Genomic DNA, 23,199 nt, shown 5'->3' with positions numbered 1-23,199 from the left:
ATAACAATGAATAACTTGAAAAACACTTGGCGATTGTTGATTGCCATACCAACGTTTGCCCTGATATCCGGAATAGCTATGGCGCAGGATTCGGTATACCATGTGAGTCGGTCCATGACTACCATCCCCGTTGACGGCAAATGGGATAAGCCGCAATGGAACGAAGTAGCCAAGGTTGTGCTCACCAACTATATGGGGGAAATACCTCCGTTTAAACCGGTGACCCATGCGAAGATGCAATACGATGCCGACAACCTGTATTTGATTTTCCGGGTACAAGACCGCTACGTCAGCAGCCTGGTGCAGGAGCCCAATGGCCCGGTATCACGTGATGCCTGTGTCGAGTTTTTCTTTTCCCCGGACGTGCACCATCCGTTACATTACTTCAACTTAGAGATCAATGCCGGCGGCACGGTCCTCATGCGGTACAACGGTGTGGAGCGAAAACCGTTTACCGATGAAGATATCGCCGCGTTTGAGGTTGCACACTCCTTACCAAAGGTTGTAGACCCGCCTATCAATGATCCGGTAACCTGGACGATAGAATGTCGTATCCCCTTGAGGATACTGGAAAAATACGGAACGGTCACGCCGCCGAGTGCTGGAATTGCCTGGCGGGCCAATTTTTATAAAACGGCCAGTAAAAGCACTAATCCGCATTACATTACGTGGTCGCCCGTACAACATGAAGTGCCCAACTTTCATTTACCGGCATATTTCGGGCAATTGGTGTTCAATTAAGGGATTTAGTATACTGAAATTCTTCCGGCAAAATTTTAGATCGGGATGGTACTTTTCCATTTTTCATGGTCTATATATATGAAACTTTCTTTTATCCATACTTCATTAGACTTTATACATGCACAATTCAGGAAAAAACATTAAGATCGTTAACGGACAAATACTGACACCATATCGAACCATTAAATCGGGTACAATAATCGTAAAGGACGGTAAGATCCTTGCGGTGGGGGATCAGCGTGTTGATCTCCCGGATGCCGTGGAAATTGACGCCGGAGGGCAATATGTGGCACCGGGTTTTATCGATATCCATGTACACGGCGGTGGCGGTCATGATTTTATGGACGGTACCGAAGAAGCATTTCTTAAAATTGCGGAGGCCCATGCCAAGCATGGTACAACGGCAATGCTCCCGACGACATTGACCAGTGAAACTGAGGAACTGCTCCGTACGCTGGATATTTATAAATCGGCCAACAGGAATAACACCAAAGGTGCGCAGTTCCTGGGTGTACATTTGGAGGGACCTTATTTTGCCATGAATCAGCGTGGCGCACAGGACCCCCGGTATATCCGGAATCCGAAACCGGAGGAATATAGGGAGATTATCCAGCACTCGAAGGATATAAAACGCTGGAGTGCTGCGCCTGAACTGGACGGCGCCCTGGCGTTTGCACAGTATGCGAAATCCAATGGTATTCTTGTTGCGTTGGCTCATACTGATGCGACGTATGAGGAAGCATTGCTGGGTTTTGAAAATGGCTATTCGCTGGCTACACATTTCTATTCCTGTATGGCAGGGGTGTCACGTAAGAATGCGATGCGGTATGCCGGGGCAATTGAAGCCGCATACCTGATTGACGAGATGGACGTGGAAATCATTGCCGACGGGGTACACCTACCCGCTCCCCTGCTGAAACTGATTTATAAGATAAAGGGTGTCGACCGCACGGCACTGATCACGGACGCCATGCGGGCAGCCGGACTGCCGCCGGGCGAGAGTATCCTGGGTAGCCTGCACGATGGACTGCCAGTCATTGTGGAAGATGGCGTTGCCAAACTGCCCGACCGGAGTTCTTTTGCCGGCAGTGTGGCCACGACAGACCGGCTGGTGCGTACGATGGTACAAATAGCCGAGGTGCCGCTCCTCGAATCCGTCCGGATGATTACGCAAACCCCAGCACGGATCTTGGGTGTAGACAGCCAGAAAGGCGTATTGCTCCCGGGAATGGATGCGGATATTGTAATTTTTAATCAGGATATTGAGATTGACAAAACCATTATTAACGGAGAAGTGGTTTACGACAGCACACGGGATTCCCGGGCGTCCTAACCGTTCGAGTTATATGTTGCTAATTACCATTACATTTTTGCTATGAAAGAAATCAAGAAAGATCAGCTGAACATCCAGATTCATGAAGACCGGCCGGCCCTGGGTCGGGCAGCGGCAGAACAGATCGCTGCTAAAATCAACGCACTGCTTGCACAGCAGGAATTGGTGAGCATTATTTTTGCATCGGCACCCTCGCAAAACGAATTTTTAGCCGAGCTCGTAAAAAAAGACATTGACTGGTCGCGCATCGTTGCCTTCCACATGGATGAATATATCGGATTGAACCCGGATGCACCGCAGGGTTTTGCCAACTTTTTAAAAGACAGGATCTTTTCCAAGGTACAGGTAGGGCAGGTGCACTACATGGACGGGAATACCGGCGATCCGCAGGGCGAGTGCAACCGGTATGCAGCACTGTTAGCTAAATACCCGGTTGATATTGTTATACTGGGTATCGGTGAAAATACGCATTTGGCGTTCAATGATCCGCATGTAGCCGATTTCAACGATCCGTTGGTGGTGAAGGTTGTTGACCTCGATCAGGATTGTCGCTTACAGCAGGTGAATGATGGTGCATTCCCCCTGATCGAGGATGTGCCTAGCCATGCCATTACGATTACCATACCTGCGTTGCTGGAAGCGAAATATGCCTATGCCATTGTTCCGGGGAAATTTAAGGCAGATGCCATATATCACACTGTAAATAACGATATTTCGGAAATGTTTCCGTCGACAATACTGCGCAAGAAAGCAAATGCTGTATTGTATATTGATGAAGACAGTGCTGCGAAATTAACCTATTAAGTTCGCAGCACACCCGGGATTTCCAACCTGGAGATCCCGCTATTTTATGATTACTATACCAAAATAAACCATGGCTAATTCTCCTAAAACCGTACTTGCAGGCACGCTAAGTGTTAAGGAATCGATGAAAGGCATATTTATCATCGCGTTCCTTTTTTTTATGTTTGGATTCGTTTCGTGGATCAACGCCATCCTGATCCCTTACTTCCGGATCGGGTTTGAATTATCTCATTTTGAATCTTATTTAGTTGCCTTTGCATTTTACATTTCGTATCTTATTTTTTCGGTCCCGTCCTCCTTTCTGCTGAAGCGGATCGGATTTAAAAAGGGGATGATGCTCGGTTTCTGGGCAATGGCGGTGGGGGCGCTGGTATTTATACCGGCAGCGGCGGCAATGGCTTATCCGATCTTCCTGTTCGGGCTGTTTTCCATCGGGGCCGGACTGGCGATGCTGCAGACTGCGGCAAATCCGTACGTAACGATACTTGGCCCGATAGAACGGGGTGCCCAGCGGATGAGTATCATGGGGATTTGCAACAAAGGTGCCGGCATACTGGCGCCGCTGATTTTTGCAGCCGTAGTACTACGTGAATCCGATGCACAGCTGTTTGAGCAGCTGCCGAGCATGACCGGTGCGGCCAAGACAGCGGCACTGGAAGAATTAATCGGCCGGGTTGTCCTGCCTTATACCTGTGTTGGCATTGCATTGATCGTTTTCGGATTATTAATCCGTTATTCTCCGCTTCCGGAGATCGACACCGAGCATGAGACGGACGATGTGGCGGTATCTAATTCTTCGAAAACAAGCATCCTGCAATTCCCGCATTTAATATTAGGTGCTTTTGCCTGGTTTCTTCACGTGGGCACGCAGGTGGTATCCATCGATACCATCATCAGCTACGCGGAAACCATGGGGATCGGCTTATTGGAGGCAAAGGCATTTCCATCTTATACCCTGTTTACTGCCATTATTGGTTACTTTATCGGTGTTATCTGTATCCCGAGATTTATCTCGCAGGGTAATGCGCTGAAGGTCTGTGCTATTTTGGGTGCCATTTTTACCCTGCTGATCGTATATAGCCATGGTTCGGTTACATTCCTTGGACACACAGCGGATTGGTCTATCTGGTTCGTGGTTATGCTGGGGCTGGCTAATTCGCTGGTGGGGCCGGCGATATGGCCTTTAGCAATAAACGGACTGGGCAGGTTTACGAAAATTGGTTCTTCAATTATCGTTATGGGACTTTCCGGAAATGCCGTATTGCCGATGATGTATGGACTCCTGGCCGATCATTACAATGAGCGGTCGGCATATTGGGTATTAATGCCTTGTTATCTGTATATCCTGTTTTACGCCATTTGGGGCCACCGGATCAAAAACTGGTCAAAATAGTGGTTGAATAATTAACCCTTCTTTTGAATCGAAAGATGAGTATAATGATGAAACGTAATAAAAATTCCTTACTCTGCCTCTTGTTGATGTTAGCGGGAGTTTACGCGGGCTGTAATGCCCCGGTGACTACGGAACCCCATGCAGAAACCGAAAAAAATGATACGGGTTTTAATGCCGATGGATGGACAGCGGAGCAGGTACTCCCTGATGAACTGGCGGCTTGGCAATTATTGGGCGACGGTAAGGTTGCGAGTGTCATGGGTGAACAGGTCAGTCTTGAGGAAACCGGCCAGTCGAAAGGGGTCATGCTATTGAGTCCGCGGTATTATGAAGGAGACGTCGTTGTACGGTACAAGGCGCTTGCCCTGTCCCCGGCAACTGTTTTCGTAACCGTTCTGTCGGCCAAGGACCAGTCGGGTGATCAATTGACTGTTCCTGGAAATTACGATGGCACGATGGGGTTCTGGACTTCGGAAACGCGCAATTACTTTTTTGCCTTCAAGAACGCACCCCATGGAGGAACCCCTTTTATCACCAAGAATCCGGCAGCGGAAAAACAGGCTAACGCACCGGGACAGGACGGGATGATTGCCGGGGTATATTATGATATTGAAGCGGGGAGGGAAGGCACTAAATTGTGGCTGTCAATAGACGGTAAAGAGGTTGTCAGCATGGTGGATGACTCTCTCATAACCGGCGGGCATATTGCCTTTAGGTTAAGGGGTACCGCGGGACTCCCTGCCATCGGTCTGATCAAAGACCTGTCGATCTACACCAAATGATGGTCGCGGGAACGAAATAAACAATGAATTCATAAAAATAACAATAGCGGAAATGGCAGATAATTTTTCATTAGCAGGAAAAGTGATTGTAGTTACCGGTGGTACCGGAATTTTAGGAGAAGCGTTTATTAACGGGATTGTGGAGGCGGGCGGAGCCGTGGGCATACTGGGCCGGAATGCAGAGGTGGCTCACCAGCGTGCCGATCAGATCAATCAACAGGGGGGTAGGGCTATCGCTCTGGTAGCGGATGTACTGGATGAAAAGCAATTGCTGGAAGCAAAAGATAAGACACTCAGTGAATTTGGGAAAATTGACGGGCTGGTAAATGCCGCCGGTGGCAATATGCCGGAGGGGGTGTTATTACCCGGTGAAGATATTTTTAAAATGAACCTGGCCGGGATGAAACGAGTGATGGAAGTTAACCTCTGGGGCACCGTATTACCCACACAGGTTTTCGGTGAGGCCATGGCGAATACCGCCGAATACGGCAGCATCGTTAATATTTCTTCTATGAATTCCAAGCGTGCGGTTACCCGCGTGCTGGGCTATAACATGGGAAAAGCAGCCATGGATTGTTATAATCAGTGGTTTGCCGTTGAACTGGCGAACCGGTACGGTGATAAATTGCGGATGAATGCGCTGGCGCCTGGCTTTTTCCTCACTGAACAGAACCGCAACCTGCTTACTACACCGGACGGCGGCTACACCGACCGGGGCGCATCAGTCATCCGGCAAACCCCTTATAAGCGATTCGGCCACCCGGATGAGTTAAAAGGTGCGATTGTGTGGTTGTTGAGCGACGCGTCCAAATTTGTGACCGGTGCAATGATCTGTGTAGACGGGGGCTTTTCAATATTCAGCGGGGTTTAGTGCCCCGCCTAACCAAAATATTCCAATTAAAATACCTAATTATAAAACCATGTCTTTAAAAGTGCTAATGGCAATTACGCTGCCCCTGTTGGCCAGCGCGGTACTACCGACGAAAACGGATATCGGTGAGCAACCAAAAACAATACAAACAACGGATCAGGATCCCGTGGACGTCATCCTGGAGCCATGGACGTATACCGATGATTTTGAGGACCGGGCCCTGGGAGCCTGGGCATCGTATCCCCATTGGCAGGACATCGCTTATAACCAGAATTTCAGGGTAAACGAAATTGTCTCCGGTGATCCCAATATTTCTGTCGTTCAGAAAGTAACACCCTATACGAATGTCGATAATTATGCCGGTGCGCAGAAACTGCTGGACATGTACCTTGTGCCGGGGGCAACAGTAAAATTCAGGTATTATTTAAAGGCCAATATTCCAGCGGAATGGTATAAGGTGCGGTTTGCTGCAGGGGAATATGGCAAATTGGACGTTACGATACCTGCACCTACACTTAACAAATGGGAATGGGTAACGGTATCCTACGATGATTTTGTGGCGCAAAACCCGGCAATTGCCGGTAAGGACCGGGTAAAGATCAATGCATTGGCTTTCCTTACGAAATTTCCGGATGCGGATCCGGACATGCCGATATACTTGGGATTGGATGACATCACGTTTAAGGGAGCGCGGGTTGCGGCGTTCCAATTTAATGAACCGGAGGTGGTTAAACTGCCGGAATTCAAACCCTACATTCCAAAAAAACACTATTATGCGGGAGATGAGTTCCAGCTGAAGGGAACCTGGGTAACCGATGCAGACAAGGTAACGTTACGGATTGCGCCTTATTTTGATCAAAACAACACGGTGTATGAAGGGAATTTAAGTAACCAGTCCGCTACGTGGGCGACTAAGGGTATTAAACTTGCGTTTCCGGAAGGGCTGTATTTGGCAACATTAACGGCGCGCAAAGGCAACAAGCAGCTGGCCAATACGGTATTTACGATTCATATCGCACCGAAAGCGATTGGCGGACAGCATCCGCGCCTGCTTTTTGATGCGGAAGGGAAAGAAAAAATCGCTCAACGGTTCCAGGACGAACGCTATCAACAGGTATATGACGATATTTTAGTACAGGCTAAGAAACAGCGGGAAGATATTCCTGCAGAGAGCCTGATCTATGACCTCGACCAATTCCCTGATGAAAACTGGCTGCCAACGTGGGCCGCTTGGGGGTCACGCATCTACCACACAGGCGAGGCACTCCGGCTGAATGCCAGGGCTTATGCTTTTCACCACGATACCGAGGCGGGAAATTATGTCAAAGCGGTATTGCTGAGGCTTGCCGCCTGGCCGGACTGGACACACCCTTGGCAAACCAAACGTGGCCGTTTCAGTGAACACCGTACCGGAAGCTGGTCGCACCGGCTGGCTGAGGCGTATGACCTGGTATACGACTTTATGAGCGAGGATGAACGGTTGAAAATCCGGGAAGCGATCATGAAAAACATTGTGGAGGGGGTGCATAGAACCTATGTGTATAATGATAACATTACAGCCGGAACCTCGAATTGGCTGGCAATGACGGTAGGTGGCTCATTAATGAGCATGGCGGCAATCTTCCAGGACGGACCGGATACAGAACAATTGGAACCCTATTTTACAGGTGCCATCCTGAAACTGGATAAATTTGCCCACAATGTGACGGATTCCGAAGACGGGGCTTGGGGTGAAGGATTTGGTTATAATAATTACAGTTTCCAAAACCTGTCTTATAGCCTGCCGTCGTTGGAGAATGTGTTTCATATCGATATGTCGGCACCCATGCGGAACACCTATAACGAATATATCTGGGCTGGCTGGGTGAAAGGCAAACGGTGGTTTGAATACGGCGATTCGGGTGGAAATTTAACTACGGCGACGAATTGGGCCTATTTGCTTGGCAAATATAAGGATCCGCGGTTAAGCTGGTTTTATCATTTTCTAAGGCAGGATAACACCGCAGCGCCGACGGGTGCCACCGGGGAAGGGCATGGTACGGACCGTTTTGAACGATTCCGGAATTTCGATAAAGCCACATATGAAGATGTGGTTTTCTATACGGAGGATATTCCGGAGGATGATCCTTTTGACGAAAACCCGGTTAAGGTATTCCGTGATATCGGCACCACGGTATTTAAGGGAGGCTGGGAAACGGACGATTTTGTCTTTGTTATGCGGACGGGACCGTTCTATAACCACCAGCATATTGACCAGGGTAGTTTTTGGCTGGCCGACCGGGGCGAAATATTTATTGAAGAGCGGCCGCTGGCTAACTCCAATTATTACGATGATCCTATTTACGAGTCGTGGCTTACGCAGCCAGTGGGGCACTCCACAATCCTGGTCAACGGTAACCATCAAAGCCAGCGGACGGGCGACCATAGGAGCTTTGCTCCCGGTTTTGATGACCATGCGTTCATCTCCCATTTTTTGGACGGCAAGCACGCATCTTATGTGACGGGTGACATCGGTAAGCTATATTGGGGCGAGGTTAAGAGCCTGCGCAGGAACGTGCTGTTCCTTAAACCCAATGCCGTGCTGATGCTTGACGTGGCGGCACCTGCTGAAAAAGATGCGGAAATTAATTTACTGTATCAGGCCAAGCGTTTTGAAGATATCCAGGCAGGTGCGAAGGAATCGACCATTACTAAAAATGAGGCGACACTGCATATCATGCACTTAGCGCCACAACAGGTGAACGTGGAAGCGGTGAAAACGCCGCATTACCTCAAGACACTGCTTAACATGAGGCCGCTTGAACGGGAAGGCATGCTTACCGTGACCGGCAAGACACAGGGTAAGCCCCTGGTTATGGCCAATTTATTTACGGCTACGGCATTGGGCGGCAAACCCGATGTTGCGACACAGGCGGGTGACGGATTCATGCAGGGAACGGTGTCCGGCCAGCAGTTTGCATTTTCTACTAACCCCGGAACAGCCTACCAGGTCGGTGGGTTTACCACCGATGCATTGGCTATTGCCTATGGACAGGGAGAACCGGTCTTCGTTGCACGTGCCACGACCTATCAGGACCAGCATGTGGCAGTCAGCGCAGGTATTCCGATTACGTTTGAATTGTCAGGCAACGAATTACATTACTATATTGATGAGGCAGCCGCGGTTACCATCCGTTATGACGGGGGTGTCTCAGCTGTCATGTTAAACGGTCAACGCATAAAAAATTACACGTATAATAAAAATACGAAAGAATTAACCATTCAGCTGCCGGCTGGCGAAGGGAAGCTGTCCGTCAAGTAGTTGGCCTGAATGTTGTGGGATTGGTAAAAACCAAAGGATAGTCCTATGAAGCATGTATTTATGATGACCACGGTGCTATGCATGGCCGCTTGTGGTAATCCGAACGGTGGGTCTGATGAACAGACCAATACCGCTACGTCATCGACAGACAGTATATCAGTCGTATTATCCCAGGCTTGGGCAACAGATACCACATCCCTCATCACACCGGAATGTGTTACCTATGACCCTGCAAGAAACCAGTTTTACGTGTCTAACATCAATAGGCAAAGTGATGCAGAAAACGCAGGTTATATTGCGTTGGTTGGCGCAGATGGAAGCATAAAAAATGCCAAATGGGTAACCGGCTTTAAAGGTCCGCTTGGAAATGAAGTGCATGGCGATTTTCTGTATGTCAATGACCGCAATACCATTGTGAAAATTGATATTGCGACAGGAAAGATAGTCGAACGGATTACGGTGGATGGTGCGGGCGCACTCAATGGAATGGATATCGCTGAAGACGGGACGATCTATGCCGCGGATTCAAAAACGAATGGAATTTTCCGGGTGAGCCCGGACGGGCAGGCGAAAATGATCGTACAGAGTGATAGCCTGGAGACCCCTAATGGGGTATTGATCAACGGCGATGAACTGCTTGTAGCTTCTTCCCATGGCGGTAGCCTTAAAGCGGTTAATTTAGGTGACGGATCAATTGAAACGCGGGTAGCCGGCCTCGGACAGGTAGATGGGATCATTCCACTTGAAGGTGGCCGTTACCTGACCTCCAGCTGGAAAGGGGAGGTGTATTTCATAGACGAAAATGGGAAACAGCAGAAAATTCTTGATACCAAAGACCAGGCAATCAATGCTGCAGATATTGGATACATTCCGAATGAAAAGCTACTGGTTATACCAACATTCCATGATAATCGGTTAGTTGCTTACCGCATGGAAATCCGGGAGTAACAGCTTGCTGTCCGGTTTCTATCCATGTAGGGACTGGTTAGGGGTTGGCTTCAGAGCTTCTTGCTGTCTCCGTCGACACTCCGTCGATGCTTGTTCGACACTCGTTCGACACTCATTCGGGAAAAACCCGAAGCCGAGTCGAACGAGTGTCGAACAAGTACCGAATGAGCTCCGAAGCCAACCCCTAACCGGTCCGAAACCCAACCCTAAGCGGGGCTTGGTGCAGCTGCAGGGGGTGATTGGATCAAAATTGTTAATTTTGATGCCTATTCATGGTTCAATTAACTAAGGAATTTAAAAATGGAAAACAACATAAACGGGAAAGTCATTGTCATTACGGGAGCAAGCAGCGGTATTGGTGAAGCTGCTGCAAAGGACCTGGCCGCTAATGGGGGCCTGGTAGGATTGGGTGCACGGCGTAAGGATCGATTGGATAAGCTGGTGGAGGAGATCACAGCAGCAGGAGGAAAGGCAGTGGCTTTTGAAACTGACGTGACCGATCGCGTGGCCGTTCAGGCGTTGGTTGACGGCACCATCAGCGCATTTGGCAAAGTCGATGTGCTCATTAATAATGCAGGCATTATGCCCCTGTCCCGGATTGAAGAATTGCAATACGACGATTGGGACCGGATGATTGACGTGAACATCAAGGGCGTGTTGTACGGAATCGGCGCAGTCCTCCCTTACATGAAAGCACAGCAAAGCGGACATGTAATTAATGTGGCGTCCGTAGCCGGCTGGCGTGTTCCGCTTAATGGGGAGAGTGCTATTTATTCGTCGACCAAATTTGCCGTTCGGGCCATTTCCGAGGGATTCCGGCAGGAATCCAAACCGTATAATATCCGCACAACCATCATCTCCCCGGGAGCCATCAAAACGGAATTGCCCCATGCGGTCACCAATCCGGATATCAAAGCAGGATTGGGACGTATCGCGATACCAGCTGATGCCATTGCCCGTGCGATTGCTTATGCCATTGAACAGCCGGATGAATATGACGTTAACGAAATCTTATTACGGCCGACCGCGCAGGTAAGCTGATATAAAAGAATTTAGCTAAGTTTGTAGAACGCCGATGTCATCATACCGTATCGGTAAGCGGCACGGATCATTAGCGGATGATTTCAGAACCTACATATTTAGCGGCAAAGGTGGTAGCCGACCAGGTTGCTGCTTACCTGGAAAAACAGGCAGGCCTCCATCAGTCTGAGACGGTGGGGTACCTTCCGGATATCCCCATTATTGAAGCATTAATTGATACTGCATTCTGGGCAAGCCTGCGTCGGGAGGAAGGTTATGAACCTAAGATATCATTGGCTTTTGCACCACCGGATATGACCGGGAGTAACTTGGTCTTTCTCCACCAACAGCGGTTTACGCCATACAATCTTGTTAAACTGTCTCCTGCCGTGGTGCAGCCAGGGATCCATTTGGGTGTTTGGAAAGAAGATGATCGGCTATACATCTGGGGTACCACACATGAGCTGCCCGTGCACTGCCTGGTATTGGAAGTTGTGGAAGCGGGCTTGCTGGTGGTTAAGCATAAGCATCATGATGCCATGCGGAAGTTTATCAATATCGCAGTATTGAAGGGGAACCAGATCAAGGTGATCGATAACAATCATTGGGGATTAACAGACTGCCCGGGGATGCTTTCCACCCTGTTGGGCTTTACTCATCGATCAGTGGCAGATCAGTCGGAAAATCTGTTGGTGAACCTTGCACTGGCTATGCGTAGCCATGGGCGTGGGGCGTTACTTCTGGTCGTGCCCAAAGACAGCACTGCATGGCTGCACTCCATTGTACAGCCAATCAACTACCTGGTGGAGCCACAGGCTGTTTTGCCTGCTGATGATGACATGTTGCAGCATCCGGATGGCCAGGATACCATGCAGAAGATGGTCAGTGCTGTTGGGGGGTATTCTGCTATCGACGGGGCCACGGTAATTACGCAGGATCATCGTTTACTGGCCTTTGGCGCGAAAGTGGCACGGTCACCCCACTCCGCGCCTGTTGCACAATTGATGATTACCGAGCCCGTTGCAGGGAGTTCGGTGCAGTTGCTGGATGCCACCGGAATCGGCGGAACCCGGCACCTGGCAGCGGCACAGTTTGTGAATGACCAGCATGATTCGCTGGCAATGGTGGCCTCGCAGGACGGTACGTTCACGGTATTTTCGTGGTCAGCAAAGCAGCAGATGGTGCATGGCCATCGGATTGACACCCTGCTGATGTAATCATAGAGTTGTCTTATCCGATTTGATCGTGACGGAACAACGCAAAATCATTCATATTGATATGGACGCATTCTATGCTTCCGTAGAACAGCGCGACTTTCCCGCTTACCGAGGCAAGCCCCTTATTGTTGGTGGGTCACCGGAGGGGCGGGGCGGTGTTGTGGCAACCGCCAGTTACGAGGCCCGGAAATTCGGCATCCGTTCGGCAATGCCGGCTAAAACAGCCCAGCGCCTCTGTCCGGACGCGATTTTTGTGCCACCCCGTTTTGCGATGTATAAGGCTGTGTCCAAGCAGATACGAGCAATTTTTAGTCGCTATACCGATATCGTAGAACCGCTTTCGCTGGATGAAGCGTACTTGGATGTAACCCATGACAAACAGGGCGTTGGTTCGGCCATTGCTATTGCCCGTTTCATTAAACAGGCGATTCATGACGAGTTGCAGCTCACCGCATCCGCGGGCGTTTCCGTTAATAAGTTTGTGGCCAAGGTAGCTTCTGATTTACAGAAACCAGATGGCTTGACGTTCATTGGCCCCTCAAAAATCGAAACGTTTATGGAAAGTCTTCCGGTGGAAAAATTTTTTGGGGTTGGGAAGATCACGGCTGCCAAAATGAAAGCCATGGGGTTGCATACCGGTGCAGACTTGAAGCAGCTTACGGAAGCTGAACTTGTGCGGCATTTCGGTAAATCTGGTAAGTTTTATTACCGGATTGTACGCGGTCACGATGACCGGGAAGTGCAGCCATATCGGGAAACAAAATCAATCAGCGTAGAAGATACTTTCCCCGAAGACCTGGTATCGGTAGCCTCCATGCGGTCGGCACTAGCCGTGCTTACCGAAAAACTGGAAACCCGACTGCAGCGGGCCCAATTGAAGGGGCGGACCATCACTATAAAGTTTAAATTTCATGATTTTACCATCATGACCCGCAGCCAGACGCTTACCGAATTGGTAGACGATTACGACCGTATATTTTCCATCGTTACCCACTTGTTGGAACAGGCCATCTTACAGGACCGGCGGATTCGTCTGCTGGGGGTGGGCATCTCTAACTTTTCGCTGCCGGCAAAATCGCCGGGAGGGCAAGCGATGGGAGGACAGCTCCAGTTATTTTAGCGCGTCTCGGCTTCCGGCCGCTATTGCACAAAAAAGGGAATATTTGCTGTTGCTACATTGTTTTGCCCATCGGTAACATACAGAAATAACCGGTAAGCGCCAGATTGTTCCGGCGTGGTGAATCTCGCCTGGCTGACGGTTGCGTTGGTCACGTGCCCGGGGATCGCTTGGGGCCTGCTTTCGCGGTCGCCGCCCGATTTGAGGTCCGTACTTTCCGGCAACAGCTCCCAGCGTGTGGACAGGCTGTCGTTATCCGGGTCGGTGACCGCTACATCCAGGGGATACGTTTTTCCGGGTTGGAGGTAAATGAAATCAAGGGCCTTCCTGCCGTCCAGACGTATCGAATCCAAATGCGGGGCGCGGTTCAACGGCCATTGCCCGGTCCATAGGTATTGCATGACATCCACTACCTCATTTTCTTCACCTGCTTCCGTGAACAATCCGTACCAGGTGGGGGTACGTTCCTGTTTCTGGCCCCACAGAAACACATAGGAACCGATGCAATGCCGGTCTTTCATGATAGCCGCTTCGTAACGGCTTTTATAAACCGCTGCCTTTTCACTGCTGGTTTCTTCAATAGCCGCTTTCCAGGGTGTTTGCGGACTTTCCCAGTGGCCGGTTGGACCCCATTCGGTCACCATATAGGCTTTTTCCCATCCGGTAGCCCGGATTCGTTCCGGCACCGCTGCCAGTCCGCCATAGACCTGCACCGAGATCAGATCAAGCGCCGGGCATTTTTCCTTGATATAGTCAATCTCCCGCTGATTGATTCCGGCGAGCATCGTGGTCACCAAGTGATTGGAATCCAGCTCATGAATCATTTCAGCTACTTCATTGACAGCATCCCAGACTTTCGGATTGGTGTATTCGAGGTTGAGTTCATTGCCGATTCCCCAGGCCAGCAGTGCGGGATGATCTTTGAATTTCAATATTTCCGCACGTACGGTTTCGAGCTGTTTCGCCACGGCTTCCGCATCGTTGTAATCGAATCCGTGACGCTCGCGGGCCATATTGATTCCCATGGTTACCGTAAGCCCCAGTCGTTGGGCCTCGTCCAGCACCTGCTGTCCATTGGCTGTACCCCACGTCCGGACGGAGTTTCCGCCGTATGCACTTAGCCGGTCCATATAAGTTGAGCCACCAGCCCCCTTAATAAAATAGGGTTTGCCGCCGCGGAGCAGGGTGTACGTATCCCCCTGCTTAATCAGTTCCACTTTTATGGGCTTTGCATGCTGCGCCACGGCAGCTGTCATTAATAACAGGCACCCCGTGAGGGTCAGCAGCATCACATGGGTAAAACGCATGGCAGTAGAGTTTATGGGTGTAAGCAACTAACTAATTCAGCCCAGGGCAACCACCGAAAGCGGGTGATTTGACCGTATATGGTAATTATTGCGGCCGCCGGAAACGGCCCACATAAGCCGCCTTGCCCACGACATGATCCTGCATGGCCTGCATAATGGCCGTCCGGGTTTGGAAGGCATCGGCAGCGGGTTCCTGGTCCAGTACGATATCCAGCGCATAGATCTCAAAAACATAATGGTGCAGGGGGCCACTCGCCGCGGCACCCGGTCCCCGGTAAACCGGACCCGTTACGCTGATCTGATAGCTGCCATCAGGCAATTGTGCGCCCCGGGGCAGGCCTTCAGGTAATTCTGTTTTGTCTGCCGGAATGTTCCAGACCAGCCAATGGACCTGATCATCTGTTGTTTTTTCACGCGCGAAATCCACGTCGTGCATATGCAGCACAAAGCTTTTGGTGCCCGTTGGTGCATTTGCCCACATCAATGCGGGCGAGGTGCCCTCACCCGGCGCAGCGCCTTCGGCGGCCTGACTGTATTTTACGGGAATGATGCCGCCGTCCTCAAAAGCCGTGGTATGCAGTGTCATGGCCGGTGTTGCCGATTGTGCATTGCACAGGGCGATTAGCGACATAAACGAAACGAAAGTTAACAGGATCTTTTTCATGTAAATCATATTCGGGGTTAATAATAGCATTCAAAAATACCGTGCAAACATAATGCTTGTGATCGTAAAGATCTGAATTTTTGGCTAATTTGCGTTGCTTAAATTACAATGGAAAGACGAAAATTTATGGAATTGCTAGCTATGGGAGGAACTGTAGCGGCATCAACGACATTAACCGGATACCCATTTATTGCCCTGGGCGGTGCTGCTATACAGACAGTATCCGATCGGGACCAGCACGGATTTTCAGCAGATGTGATCATTGCAGGGGGTGGATTGGGAGGGTGTGCAGCGGCCCTGGCAGCATTACGGAATGGTTTGCGGGTTGTGCTGACAGAGGAAACCGATTGGATTGGCGGACAGCTTACCCAACAGGGTGTGCCGCCGGATGAACATCAATGGATTGAAACACACGGTGCCACCCAATGTTACCGGGACTTCCGTGCGGGTATCCGGCAATTTTACATACAAAACTATCCGCTTACCGAAACGGCGAAAAGCCGGAGATACTTCAATCCGGGGGACGGCACCGTTTCGGCACTATGCCACGAACCCCGGGTGGCTTTGGCGGTATTGCATGCCTTATTTGCACCCTACATAAGTGCGGGAAAATTAACATTATTGCTGGAACATCAGATCATTGCGGCTGATGTGAGCGGCGATCGGGTACATGGATTAAAGGCGAAGGATCTCCGTGAAGGGAGGGAAGTACAGCTATCCGCACCCTATTTTGTGGATGCAACCGAGCTTGGTGACTTACTGCCACTTACAGGTACTGAATATGTTACCGGTACCGAATCAAGGAAAGAAACCGGGGAGCTTCACGCACCCGAAACAGGGAACCCGGAAAACAACCAGGCATTTACAGCCTGTTTTGCCATGGACTATATCCCGGGAGAAAGCCATGTCATCAATCGACCTGAAGAATACGCGTTTTGGCAGCGCTATGTGCCTGCTATGCAACCTGCATGGCCGGGAAACCTGCTCGATCTTGATTATTCCGATCCCAAGACCTTAAAACCGAAAGATTTGGGATTCCATCCGGAAGGCAAATCCACTGGTGACACATTGAATCTGTGGAATTACCGTCGTATTATCAATAAAGCTAATTTTACACCCGGTACCTACCGTGGAGATATCAGTATCGTGAACTGGCCGCAAAACGATTATTTTCTTGGGAATATTGTTGATGTGGACGAAAATGTATTTAAGAAACACGTTGCACGTGCAAAGCAACTAAGTTTGTCGTGGTTATACTGGTTACAGACGGAAGCACCACGGCCCGACGGTGGGACGGGGTGGCCGGGTTTGCGACTCAGACCGGATATCATGGGAACGGCCGATGGTTTGGCCAAGTATCCATATGTTAGGGAATCCCGTCGTATTAAGGCCCTTTTTACTATTCTTGAGGAACACGTTGGCGCGGAAAACCGGATGTTGGTGACTGGTAAGGAACCATCGCGGGCTGCTGATTTTCACGACAGTATCGGTGTTGGTTACTATCATATCGACCTGCACCCGAGCACAGGAGGAAACAATTACATAGACTTTGGGTCATTGCCGTTCCAGATCCCGCTGGGGGCACTTCTTCCCAGACGGATGGAGAATATCCTGCCCGCCAATAAAAATATTGGCACTACGCATATTACCAATGGATGTTATCGCCTACATCCGGTGGAGTGGGGTATCGGCGAGGCAGCAGGTATGTTGGTTGCCTATTCGCTTGGTAAGAAAATCACCCCTAGACAGGTGTACGAAAAACCAGGTTTGCTGGCAGAATTCCAGCAGTTTATCCGGTCGCAGGGAATAGAGACGCATTGGCCAAAATAACAAAGGTGGCCGGATAGACCACCTTTGTTTATCTTCAGAACGCATAACGCAAAGTGACACCGTAGGTGCGCTGGTCGCCCAGTACACCGGCATAGTGCCCCGCGTTGCCTGCTCCGGGTAATAGCTGTTCAAAATAATCTTTATCGAAGAGGTTGCGTGCCCAGACGTACAAGGATACCCCCTGCGGCGCACGGAATCCGACCCGTGCGTTCAGCAGTGTATAACCATCGACAACCAGGTATTTAGACGGTGACGGACTCGATGAGAACGACGACCGGTAAAAGCCGTCCACCGCAAAGGCAAATTCGCCGGTCTGTCCCAGGAAAGTGGTTGATGGTGTTACTGCTTCTCCGCCGAAGGAGGCCGCCCACTCTGAAATCCCGGGTAATAAGCCACCGGAAATATCTTTAAATGTTGGGCCACCTGTTTCTTCCAATGGTGGGGGAGCATTCGTGAAGGATACATATTTGCCGTCGGTATACGCAAGTGAACCGTAGAGTGATAAGAAATTGCCAAGCCTGATGTTGCCGTCAAATTCCACACCACGAACGCGAACCTGTTCCGCGTTCGCTAAGTAACCCCGGTTTACCGAAAGATCTGCTGCCTGTACCTGAGCCTGGTAATCGCGGACATCAGTGTTATACACCGTAAGGCTGACGGAAGAAGTCCGGGTAGGCTGGGCCTTTATTCCCACCTCGTAGTGCAGTACACGTTCCGGCTTAATCACGGCCAGTTCCAGCAAGGGCTGCCCGTTCGAATTCGGTAATCCACCCAGGTTTAGTCCGACCGGCTTGAATCCGGTGGAGAACGTTGCAAAGGTGTTTACCCGCTGCGATGCCTTAAAGGCGACGGTCAACTGCCCCGAAAGATTCGTGTCGTCGATATCGGCGGTGAATGCCTGGGCACTGTACAATGAATTCTTAAGGGCAATTAATTCCGGGTCATCCGTTTCCAGTCCGCCATAGGGTTCACGCCGGAAATCAACGGACTTATCGTCATAGTTCACCCGCAGTCCGGGTAAAACACGTAAACGGTCGGTGACTGCCCAGTCCAGCTGACCAAAAAGTGCGCCGCTGAATGTGCGAAGGCTGGGGTAGGTTTTAATGCCAAAGCCTTCAAATAATCCCGGTGTTTGCCATAGCGGACTTTCGGAATTCTGTGAAAACCGCCATTGGTCCCTTCCCGCTTCTTCTGTATGGGCAGGATTGGCATTCAATGACTGTCCGAAGGCAAAGAGACCAAATACCGCGCTGACACGCGGGGAGAAGTCGCCTGCCCAACGGATTTCCTGCGACCATTGATCGTGACGTGAAGGTGCCTGGGATAGCGCCAGACCCTGTAAGCCGGTAAAATCCCGGTCATTGGATGGGTCCCAATTCCAGAAACGCCACGCGGTTGTCGAAGTTAACGTACCTGTTCCGAGCTTAATGTCAATATTTGCTGAGGCACCGCCAAGATCCTGCCCCGACTGCCATGGCGTATCGTGGTCTATTAACCTGTCAAACGGGTTCCTGCTGGGCAATTGATAGTTAAGATCAGCAATAATTTGCTCAAATTGACGATATGCCGGCCGCAACGTTGGCGCTACCCCGGCAAATACCTGGGCGTAGCCATCCGGCCGCTGGCGGGTCAGATCACCGGCCAACAATACATGAACCCGATCCGAAGGTGCATATAACAACTGCCCCCGCAAACCCAGGTTATTCAGGTCATTGACCCGTTTCTGCGTAGCCACGTTATACAACAGGCCATCCCGCTGTGTGCCACTGAATGAAAGGCGGGCGGCTAAATGCCTTGAGAGCGGACCGCTCACCGAAGCCTTCGCCTGTATAAAACCATAATTGCCATAACTTAATTCCACTTGTCCTTCCGGGGTAAAAGTAGGTTTGCGGGTAGTTACGTTGAATGCACCCGCTACCGTATTCTTCCCGAACAGAGTGCCCTGCGGCCCGCGCAACACCTCAATCTGTTCCACATCAATGAAATCAAGCGTGGTAGCTGCGGTACGTGCATAGTAAACTCCATCTACATAAAATCCAACACCGGGGTCAATGCCGTCATTAGTGAGGCCAAATGTGGTGCCAAGTCCCCGGATACTCAGTCCTGTATTCCGTGGATTCGACGAGTATAACTGTACCGTGGGCACCAGTTCCTTTAACCGATTGACATTGAATGCGCCAGCATCCGCAGCCAACGCTCCGCTGATTACGGAAACCGGAATGGGAACATTGAGCAAAAGCTCTCGGCGCCGGCGGGAGGTGACAGTCACCTCTGTCAAACCGGTGGCATTACGGTCCAACGCTATAGCCAATGGACTTCCCGTCGCTACTACCTCTTTGGTAATATAACCGATATAGGAAACAATGATGGTGTAAGGGAATTTCTGACCGGTAACAAAACGAAATTGACCGCGGGTATCCGATTTCGTCATGTGGGTAATCCCTTCAAGCTGCAGGGTGGCTCCCGCAAGCGGTTCCCCGGTTTCAGAATCTACCACGGTGCCATCCAATATGGAGTTCACCAGTGGTGTGGTTTCTTGCGCACGTACGGTTGGAAATTGTCCGACCAGACCCAGTCCGGTCAATACAAACAATCCAATTGTAAACGTATTTGTGCATATGGTCTTGCTAATAGGTAATCGTTTCATTGTTGTTTTGTTATGTGTTTTTTTCGCCGTCCTGTTGACAGCATTGATGAATGAGTAGTTAACATGCATGGAATGATTTGGAAAAGCGACATTCGATGGCCGCTGGAGCGTAAGCTATAGATCTTCATGACTTCTAATTAATATGTGAATGCTGCAAATATATATATTTTATATAAAATCTATATAATTAGTAGACATTATGTTGTGTTTAAACATAACACGTTGTTAATTAGTATATTATTTCGATTTGGATTGGGTAAATCATAGACCTGACATCGGTGAAATCGGTTATTCCGGCTCACGGGTACGTCGATCCGGTAGGGTTGATTTTCATGTTGAAGCGTGAATCGGCACAATTGGGATTGGCTAACCACCTGAAGATTTTTCAGCTAATTGCAGCTTATTCAGCACCATGATCACCTCATCAATCATTTCCTGCGTAATATCCAGATATGTGACAAACCGGATGCGCTGCTTTCCGAATTCCAGGCACTTCACGCCGTGCTGGTCGAGTTGCCTGATTAGCGTTGCTGTCTGATAGTTTTCGGCTACTTCAAAGATAACGATGTTGGTATCCACGGGCATCACGCTTTTGACATAGTATTGTCCCTTCAATGCCGATGCAAGTTGCCGTGCATGGTGGTGGTCTGCCTTGAGTTTCCCGATGTTGTGGTCAAGTGCGTAAATACCGGCTGCTGCTAAAAATCCCGCCTGTCGCATTCCACCACCCATTACTTTGCGGATTTTCCGTGCTTTTTTGATGAGTTCACCATTACCCATTAGTACCGAACCAACAGGTGCGCCGAGCCCTTTGGATAAACATACCGAAATGGTGTCGAAGAACTGACCGTAATTTATCGTCAGGTCCCCAGTTTCGGTCAGCGCATTAAAAATCCTTGCCCCATCGAGGTGCAATTTCAATGCGCTGTTACGGCAGAGCGCAGCGATTTCCGAGATCTCTGCCAGTGTATAATAACTGCCACCTCCCCAGTTCACCGTGTTTTCGAGAACCACCAGCGATGTCCGGGGGGCAGTAATGCTATCGGCATTGATTTCGGGCGCAATGAGCGCCGGCGTGATTTTGCCCCGTTCGCCCCGGAGCGTACGCACGGATACCGCTGAATGAAAAGGGATTCCACCGCTCTCGGAACGGTATACATGTGCGGTCTGGTCGGTAATTAATTCTTCCATCGGATTGGTGAGGCATTTGATGGCAATCTGATTGGCCATTGTCCCTGACGGGCAAAAAAGGGCCGTCTCCATGCCGAACATGGTCGCGATCTGCTGTTCCAATGCTTTTACGGTATCGTCTTCGCCAAAAACATCATCTCCTACCCGGGCTGTCATCATAGCATCCAGCATTTCGCGACTGGGACGGGTTAGGGTATCACTACGGAGGTCTACAATCATAACTTTATCGTGGCTTTTGTCTGGTCTTTAACGCATGTAATCCGGACTGGTTCCGGAAACTCAAGTTTACGGATTTTTATACATTATTTACATTTTCTCTCCCCAACCAACGATGCTTTTTTAAGTAAATCCACCACACGTGTTGGCAGGTTGGCATACCGTGATGATACCGTTTCCTTAAATTTCCTATCTTCCTGTAGCGTTGTTACGGTTTAAGGCGTTTAATGACTAAAGAATTCAACGAAGACCAATTTGTATTACCAATGAAAAAAGCGAATCTACTACATGTATTCACCTTCTTTACCTTGTGGCTTATACTGTCCGCTGGCCATTCGGTTCATGCACAAACCACATGGGGTATAAAGGCGGGAGTAAACTTTTCCAGCGCGGGCATTGAAGACGAAGAAGGCAGTGAAAGTCCTACCCAGGCCATACCCCGTCTGCATGTCGGACTTACCATCGATATTCCAATGGCAGCCAATTTCTATATCCAACCCGGTCTGCTGTATTCCGGTAAAGGATTTAAGCAATCCGGTAACGGGTTTTCGGGATCAGCTAATGAATTTGAAGCACGTGTATCGTATCTTGAGATTCCGGTCAATGCGCTGTACAAGCCGCAGCTGGGCATTGGTAAGTTACTACTCGGTGCAGGCCCCTATATCAGCTACGGTATGGGGGGAAACTGGGAATCCGCGCGGGAAGTCCACATCGGTGATATTGTAATCGAAAACCATGGCGACGTGATTTTTAAGAACGACGTTATGGATGGTGAATTTGGTAATTACCTATATGGCCGCCCGCTCGACTACGGGATAGGTATTCTTGCAGGATATGAATTTTTCGGTAAGCTGGCGATCCAGTTTAATGCACAATGGGGCCTGGCAAACCTCAGTCCGGAAGTTTCGGGAACAGCGGGCGACGGCCATATCCGGAACAAGTTAGTCGGTTTTTCAGTTGGCTATAAACTCTAGGAGCGGTCGTACTTAGTTGTGAAATTGTTTAGTCCTCCGAAACAAACATTTCGTACAGCAATATTAATTCCTGTATCTTATTTATGTTTAGTTTTTTATAAATGTTTCGTGTGTGGGTATGTACCGTATGTTCGGCAATATACAGGGCGTCTGCGATTTCTTTCCTGCTGCTTCCATTGACCAGCCTTTTGACAATTTCCTTTTCACGCTTGGTCAGTTTTGCCACAGTAAAACTATCCGTTTGTGTGTCGGCTACCCGGGCTACTGTAATCGCAAATTTAGGTCTGCCTTTTTCGGCAAATACCATTTTTGTGGTCCCAATAACATCTTTATAGGTCGTATTGCGGTGTAACAATTTATAAGTGAGGTTGAGATATCCATGATTTTTTTGCTTAAAGAATACCACGGATTTGACCAGGGTATGTAAATTGCTTACATGGATGGTCTTGACGTAATAAAGTAAGTCGTGTTGACTAAGCCAATTGTTCTCAAATCCGTAAAATAGCTTGAATTTATTGTTGATACAAACAGGCCGGTATAAATCTACGTCGTGTAACGTAATCATGAAATCGGACGTGTTGACGATCGTCAGAAACGTTTCCGACCGTTCAATGTCCCTGGTCAACAAGTCATGGCTTTTAAGGATGCCGATCAATCTGTCAATTTCTTCTTCCGTTTGTTGAAACATGGTATCACGCAATGCTGATTGAATATTAGGAGACTGTAATCTGGAGAAAACAGCGGTAGATTGATAGTCGATCAGGTTGTTTTCGGCCAATAAATTATACCTCTCGTATAATTAAGATATGCGAAGATATAAATTTCCGGGAAAATGAGCTGCGT

At 49.5% G+C, this 23,199-nt stretch carries 18 protein-coding genes; 13 read left to right on the top strand and 5 right to left on the bottom strand.

What is annotated here, in order from left to right; translation table 11 throughout:
* Positions 1 to 15: 15 nt before the first annotated feature.
* The 11 genes from NEV57_RS04650 to dinB all read left to right on the top strand — a co-directional run bounded on the left by NEV57_RS04650 (position 16) and on the right by dinB (position 13,530).
* Entirely contained in the window at positions 16 to 741 is a 726-nt protein-coding gene (locus NEV57_RS04650) for a carbohydrate-binding family 9-like protein (protein ID WP_257657135.1), read from the top strand.
* 118 nt (positions 742 to 859) lie between these two features.
* Entirely contained in the window at positions 860 to 2,074 is a 1,215-nt protein-coding gene (gene nagA, locus NEV57_RS04645) for an N-acetylglucosamine-6-phosphate deacetylase (RefSeq protein ID WP_257657134.1), read from the top strand.
* Between the two features lie 42 nt (positions 2,075 to 2,116).
* Positions 2,117 to 2,878, top strand: coding sequence for a glucosamine-6-phosphate deaminase (locus NEV57_RS04640; RefSeq protein ID WP_257657133.1), 762 nt, complete (start codon positions 2,117 to 2,119; stop codon positions 2,876 to 2,878).
* A gap of 70 nt (positions 2,879 to 2,948) precedes the next feature.
* The gene (locus tag NEV57_RS04635; RefSeq protein WP_257657132.1) at positions 2,949 to 4,271 is read left to right on the top strand and encodes a sugar MFS transporter; all 1,323 of its coding nucleotides are present in this window, start codon (positions 2,949 to 2,951) and stop codon (positions 4,269 to 4,271) included.
* A 44-nt stretch (positions 4,272 to 4,315) separates the two neighbouring features.
* On the top strand, positions 4,316 to 5,053 hold the full coding sequence (locus NEV57_RS04630; protein WP_257657131.1) for a hypothetical protein: 738 nt from the start codon (positions 4,316 to 4,318) through the stop codon (positions 5,051 to 5,053).
* Positions 5,054 to 5,105: 52 nt separating this feature from the next.
* Entirely contained in the window at positions 5,106 to 5,924 is an 819-nt protein-coding gene (locus tag NEV57_RS04625; protein ID WP_257657130.1) for an SDR family oxidoreductase, read from the top strand.
* Positions 5,925 to 5,973: 49 nt separating this feature from the next.
* Positions 5,974 to 9,225, top strand: a complete 3,252-nt coding sequence (locus NEV57_RS04620) for a heparinase II/III domain-containing protein (protein ID WP_257657129.1) — start codon at positions 5,974 to 5,976, stop codon at positions 9,223 to 9,225.
* A gap of 45 nt (positions 9,226 to 9,270) precedes the next feature.
* On the top strand, positions 9,271 to 10,173 hold the full coding sequence (locus NEV57_RS04615) for an NHL repeat-containing protein (protein ID WP_257657128.1): 903 nt from the start codon (positions 9,271 to 9,273) through the stop codon (positions 10,171 to 10,173).
* Between the two features lie 300 nt (positions 10,174 to 10,473).
* A complete protein-coding gene (locus NEV57_RS04610) occupies positions 10,474 to 11,214 on the top strand; it encodes an SDR family oxidoreductase (RefSeq protein ID WP_257657127.1) in 741 nt (246 codons plus the stop codon).
* Between the two features lie 77 nt (positions 11,215 to 11,291).
* On the top strand, positions 11,292 to 12,410 hold the full coding sequence (locus tag NEV57_RS04605) for a putative sensor domain DACNV-containing protein (protein WP_257657126.1): 1,119 nt from the start codon (positions 11,292 to 11,294) through the stop codon (positions 12,408 to 12,410).
* A gap of 61 nt (positions 12,411 to 12,471) precedes the next feature.
* On the top strand, positions 12,472 to 13,530 hold the full coding sequence (gene dinB, locus NEV57_RS04600; RefSeq protein WP_372340062.1) for a DNA polymerase IV: 1,059 nt from the start codon (positions 12,472 to 12,474) through the stop codon (positions 13,528 to 13,530).
* A 20-nt stretch (positions 13,531 to 13,550) separates the two neighbouring features.
* Here the strand turns inward: dinB and NEV57_RS04595 are convergent, their stop codons facing one another.
* Together NEV57_RS04595 and NEV57_RS04590 are read right to left on the bottom strand one after the other, a co-directional pair.
* Complete coding sequence (locus tag NEV57_RS04595) at positions 13,551 to 14,834, bottom strand: glycoside hydrolase family 2 TIM barrel-domain containing protein (RefSeq protein WP_257657124.1); 1,284 nt, start codon at positions 14,832 to 14,834, stop codon at positions 13,551 to 13,553.
* An 85-nt stretch (positions 14,835 to 14,919) separates the two neighbouring features.
* The gene (locus NEV57_RS04590; protein WP_257657123.1) at positions 14,920 to 15,498 is read right to left on the bottom strand and encodes a YbhB/YbcL family Raf kinase inhibitor-like protein; all 579 of its coding nucleotides are present in this window, start codon (positions 15,496 to 15,498) and stop codon (positions 14,920 to 14,922) included.
* 126 nt (positions 15,499 to 15,624) lie between these two features.
* On the opposite strand from NEV57_RS04590, the gene NEV57_RS04585 reads away from it, so the two are divergent.
* Positions 15,625 to 17,328 carry an FAD-dependent oxidoreductase gene (locus NEV57_RS04585; protein ID WP_257657122.1) on the top strand — a complete coding sequence of 568 codons (1,704 nt, stop codon included), beginning with the start codon at positions 15,625 to 15,627 and terminating at the stop codon, positions 17,326 to 17,328.
* A gap of 34 nt (positions 17,329 to 17,362) precedes the next feature.
* Here NEV57_RS04585 and NEV57_RS04580 read toward each other — a convergent pair whose 3' ends face one another.
* On the bottom strand, positions 17,363 to 19,975 hold the full coding sequence (locus NEV57_RS04580) for a TonB-dependent receptor (RefSeq protein WP_257657121.1): 2,613 nt from the start codon (positions 19,973 to 19,975) through the stop codon (positions 17,363 to 17,365).
* 366 nt (positions 19,976 to 20,341) lie between these two features.
* A complete protein-coding gene (locus NEV57_RS04575; protein WP_257657120.1) occupies positions 20,342 to 21,385 on the bottom strand; it encodes a threonine aldolase family protein in 1,044 nt (347 codons plus the stop codon).
* A 224-nt stretch (positions 21,386 to 21,609) separates the two neighbouring features.
* On the opposite strand from NEV57_RS04575, the gene NEV57_RS04570 reads away from it, so the two are divergent.
* Positions 21,610 to 22,356 (top strand): porin family protein, encoded by a 747-nt coding sequence (locus NEV57_RS04570; protein ID WP_257657119.1) that lies wholly within the window; start codon positions 21,610 to 21,612, stop codon positions 22,354 to 22,356.
* Between the two features lie 28 nt (positions 22,357 to 22,384).
* Here the strand turns inward: NEV57_RS04570 and NEV57_RS04565 are convergent, their stop codons facing one another.
* Positions 22,385 to 23,044, bottom strand: coding sequence for a response regulator transcription factor (locus NEV57_RS04565; RefSeq protein ID WP_257657118.1), 660 nt, complete (start codon positions 23,042 to 23,044; stop codon positions 22,385 to 22,387).
* Positions 23,045 to 23,199: the final 155 nt, after the last annotated feature.

The organism is Parapedobacter lycopersici, assembly GCF_024643285.1.
GTDB classification, from domain to species: domain Bacteria; phylum Bacteroidota; class Bacteroidia; order Sphingobacteriales; family Sphingobacteriaceae; genus Parapedobacter; species Parapedobacter lycopersici.
Note: the sequence above shows the minus strand (reverse complement) of the source record. Positions and strands in the feature narration are given on the sequence as shown.

Bases quoted from the DNA above. Each gene is read 5' to 3' on its own strand.
- nagA (WP_257657134.1), top strand. From the start codon at position 860: ATGCACAATTCAGGAAAAAACATTAAGATCGTTAACGGACAAATACTG.
- NEV57_RS04640 (WP_257657133.1), top strand. From the start codon at position 2,117: ATGAAAGAAATCAAGAAAGATCAGCTGAACATCCAGATTCATGAAGAC.
- NEV57_RS04635 (WP_257657132.1), top strand. From the start codon at position 2,949: ATGGCTAATTCTCCTAAAACCGTACTTGCAGGCACGCTAAGTGTTAAG.
- NEV57_RS04630 (WP_257657131.1), top strand. From the start codon at position 4,316: ATGATGAAACGTAATAAAAATTCCTTACTCTGCCTCTTGTTGATGTTA.
- NEV57_RS04625 (WP_257657130.1), top strand. From the start codon at position 5,106: ATGGCAGATAATTTTTCATTAGCAGGAAAAGTGATTGTAGTTACCGGT.
- NEV57_RS04620 (WP_257657129.1), top strand. From the start codon at position 5,974: ATGTCTTTAAAAGTGCTAATGGCAATTACGCTGCCCCTGTTGGCCAGC.
- NEV57_RS04615 (WP_257657128.1), top strand. From the start codon at position 9,271: ATGAAGCATGTATTTATGATGACCACGGTGCTATGCATGGCCGCTTGT.
- NEV57_RS04610 (WP_257657127.1), top strand. From the start codon at position 10,474: ATGGAAAACAACATAAACGGGAAAGTCATTGTCATTACGGGAGCAAGC.
- NEV57_RS04605 (WP_257657126.1), top strand. From the start codon at position 11,292: ATGATTTCAGAACCTACATATTTAGCGGCAAAGGTGGTAGCCGACCAG.
- dinB (WP_372340062.1), top strand. From the start codon at position 12,472: ATGGACGCATTCTATGCTTCCGTAGAACAGCGCGACTTTCCCGCTTAC.
- NEV57_RS04595 (WP_257657124.1), bottom strand. From the start codon at position 14,834: ATGCGTTTTACCCATGTGATGCTGCTGACCCTCACGGGGTGCCTGTTA.
- NEV57_RS04590 (WP_257657123.1), bottom strand. From the start codon at position 15,498: ATGAAAAAGATCCTGTTAACTTTCGTTTCGTTTATGTCGCTAATCGCC.
- NEV57_RS04585 (WP_257657122.1), top strand. From the start codon at position 15,625: ATGGAATTGCTAGCTATGGGAGGAACTGTAGCGGCATCAACGACATTA.
- NEV57_RS04580 (WP_257657121.1), bottom strand. From the start codon at position 19,975: ATGAAACGATTACCTATTAGCAAGACCATATGCACAAATACGTTTACA.
- NEV57_RS04575 (WP_257657120.1), bottom strand. From the start codon at position 21,385: ATGATTGTAGACCTCCGTAGTGATACCCTAACCCGTCCCAGTCGCGAA.
- NEV57_RS04570 (WP_257657119.1), top strand. From the start codon at position 21,610: ATGACTAAAGAATTCAACGAAGACCAATTTGTATTACCAATGAAAAAA.
- NEV57_RS04565 (WP_257657118.1), bottom strand. From the start codon at position 23,044: ATGTTTCAACAAACGGAAGAAGAAATTGACAGATTGATCGGCATCCTT.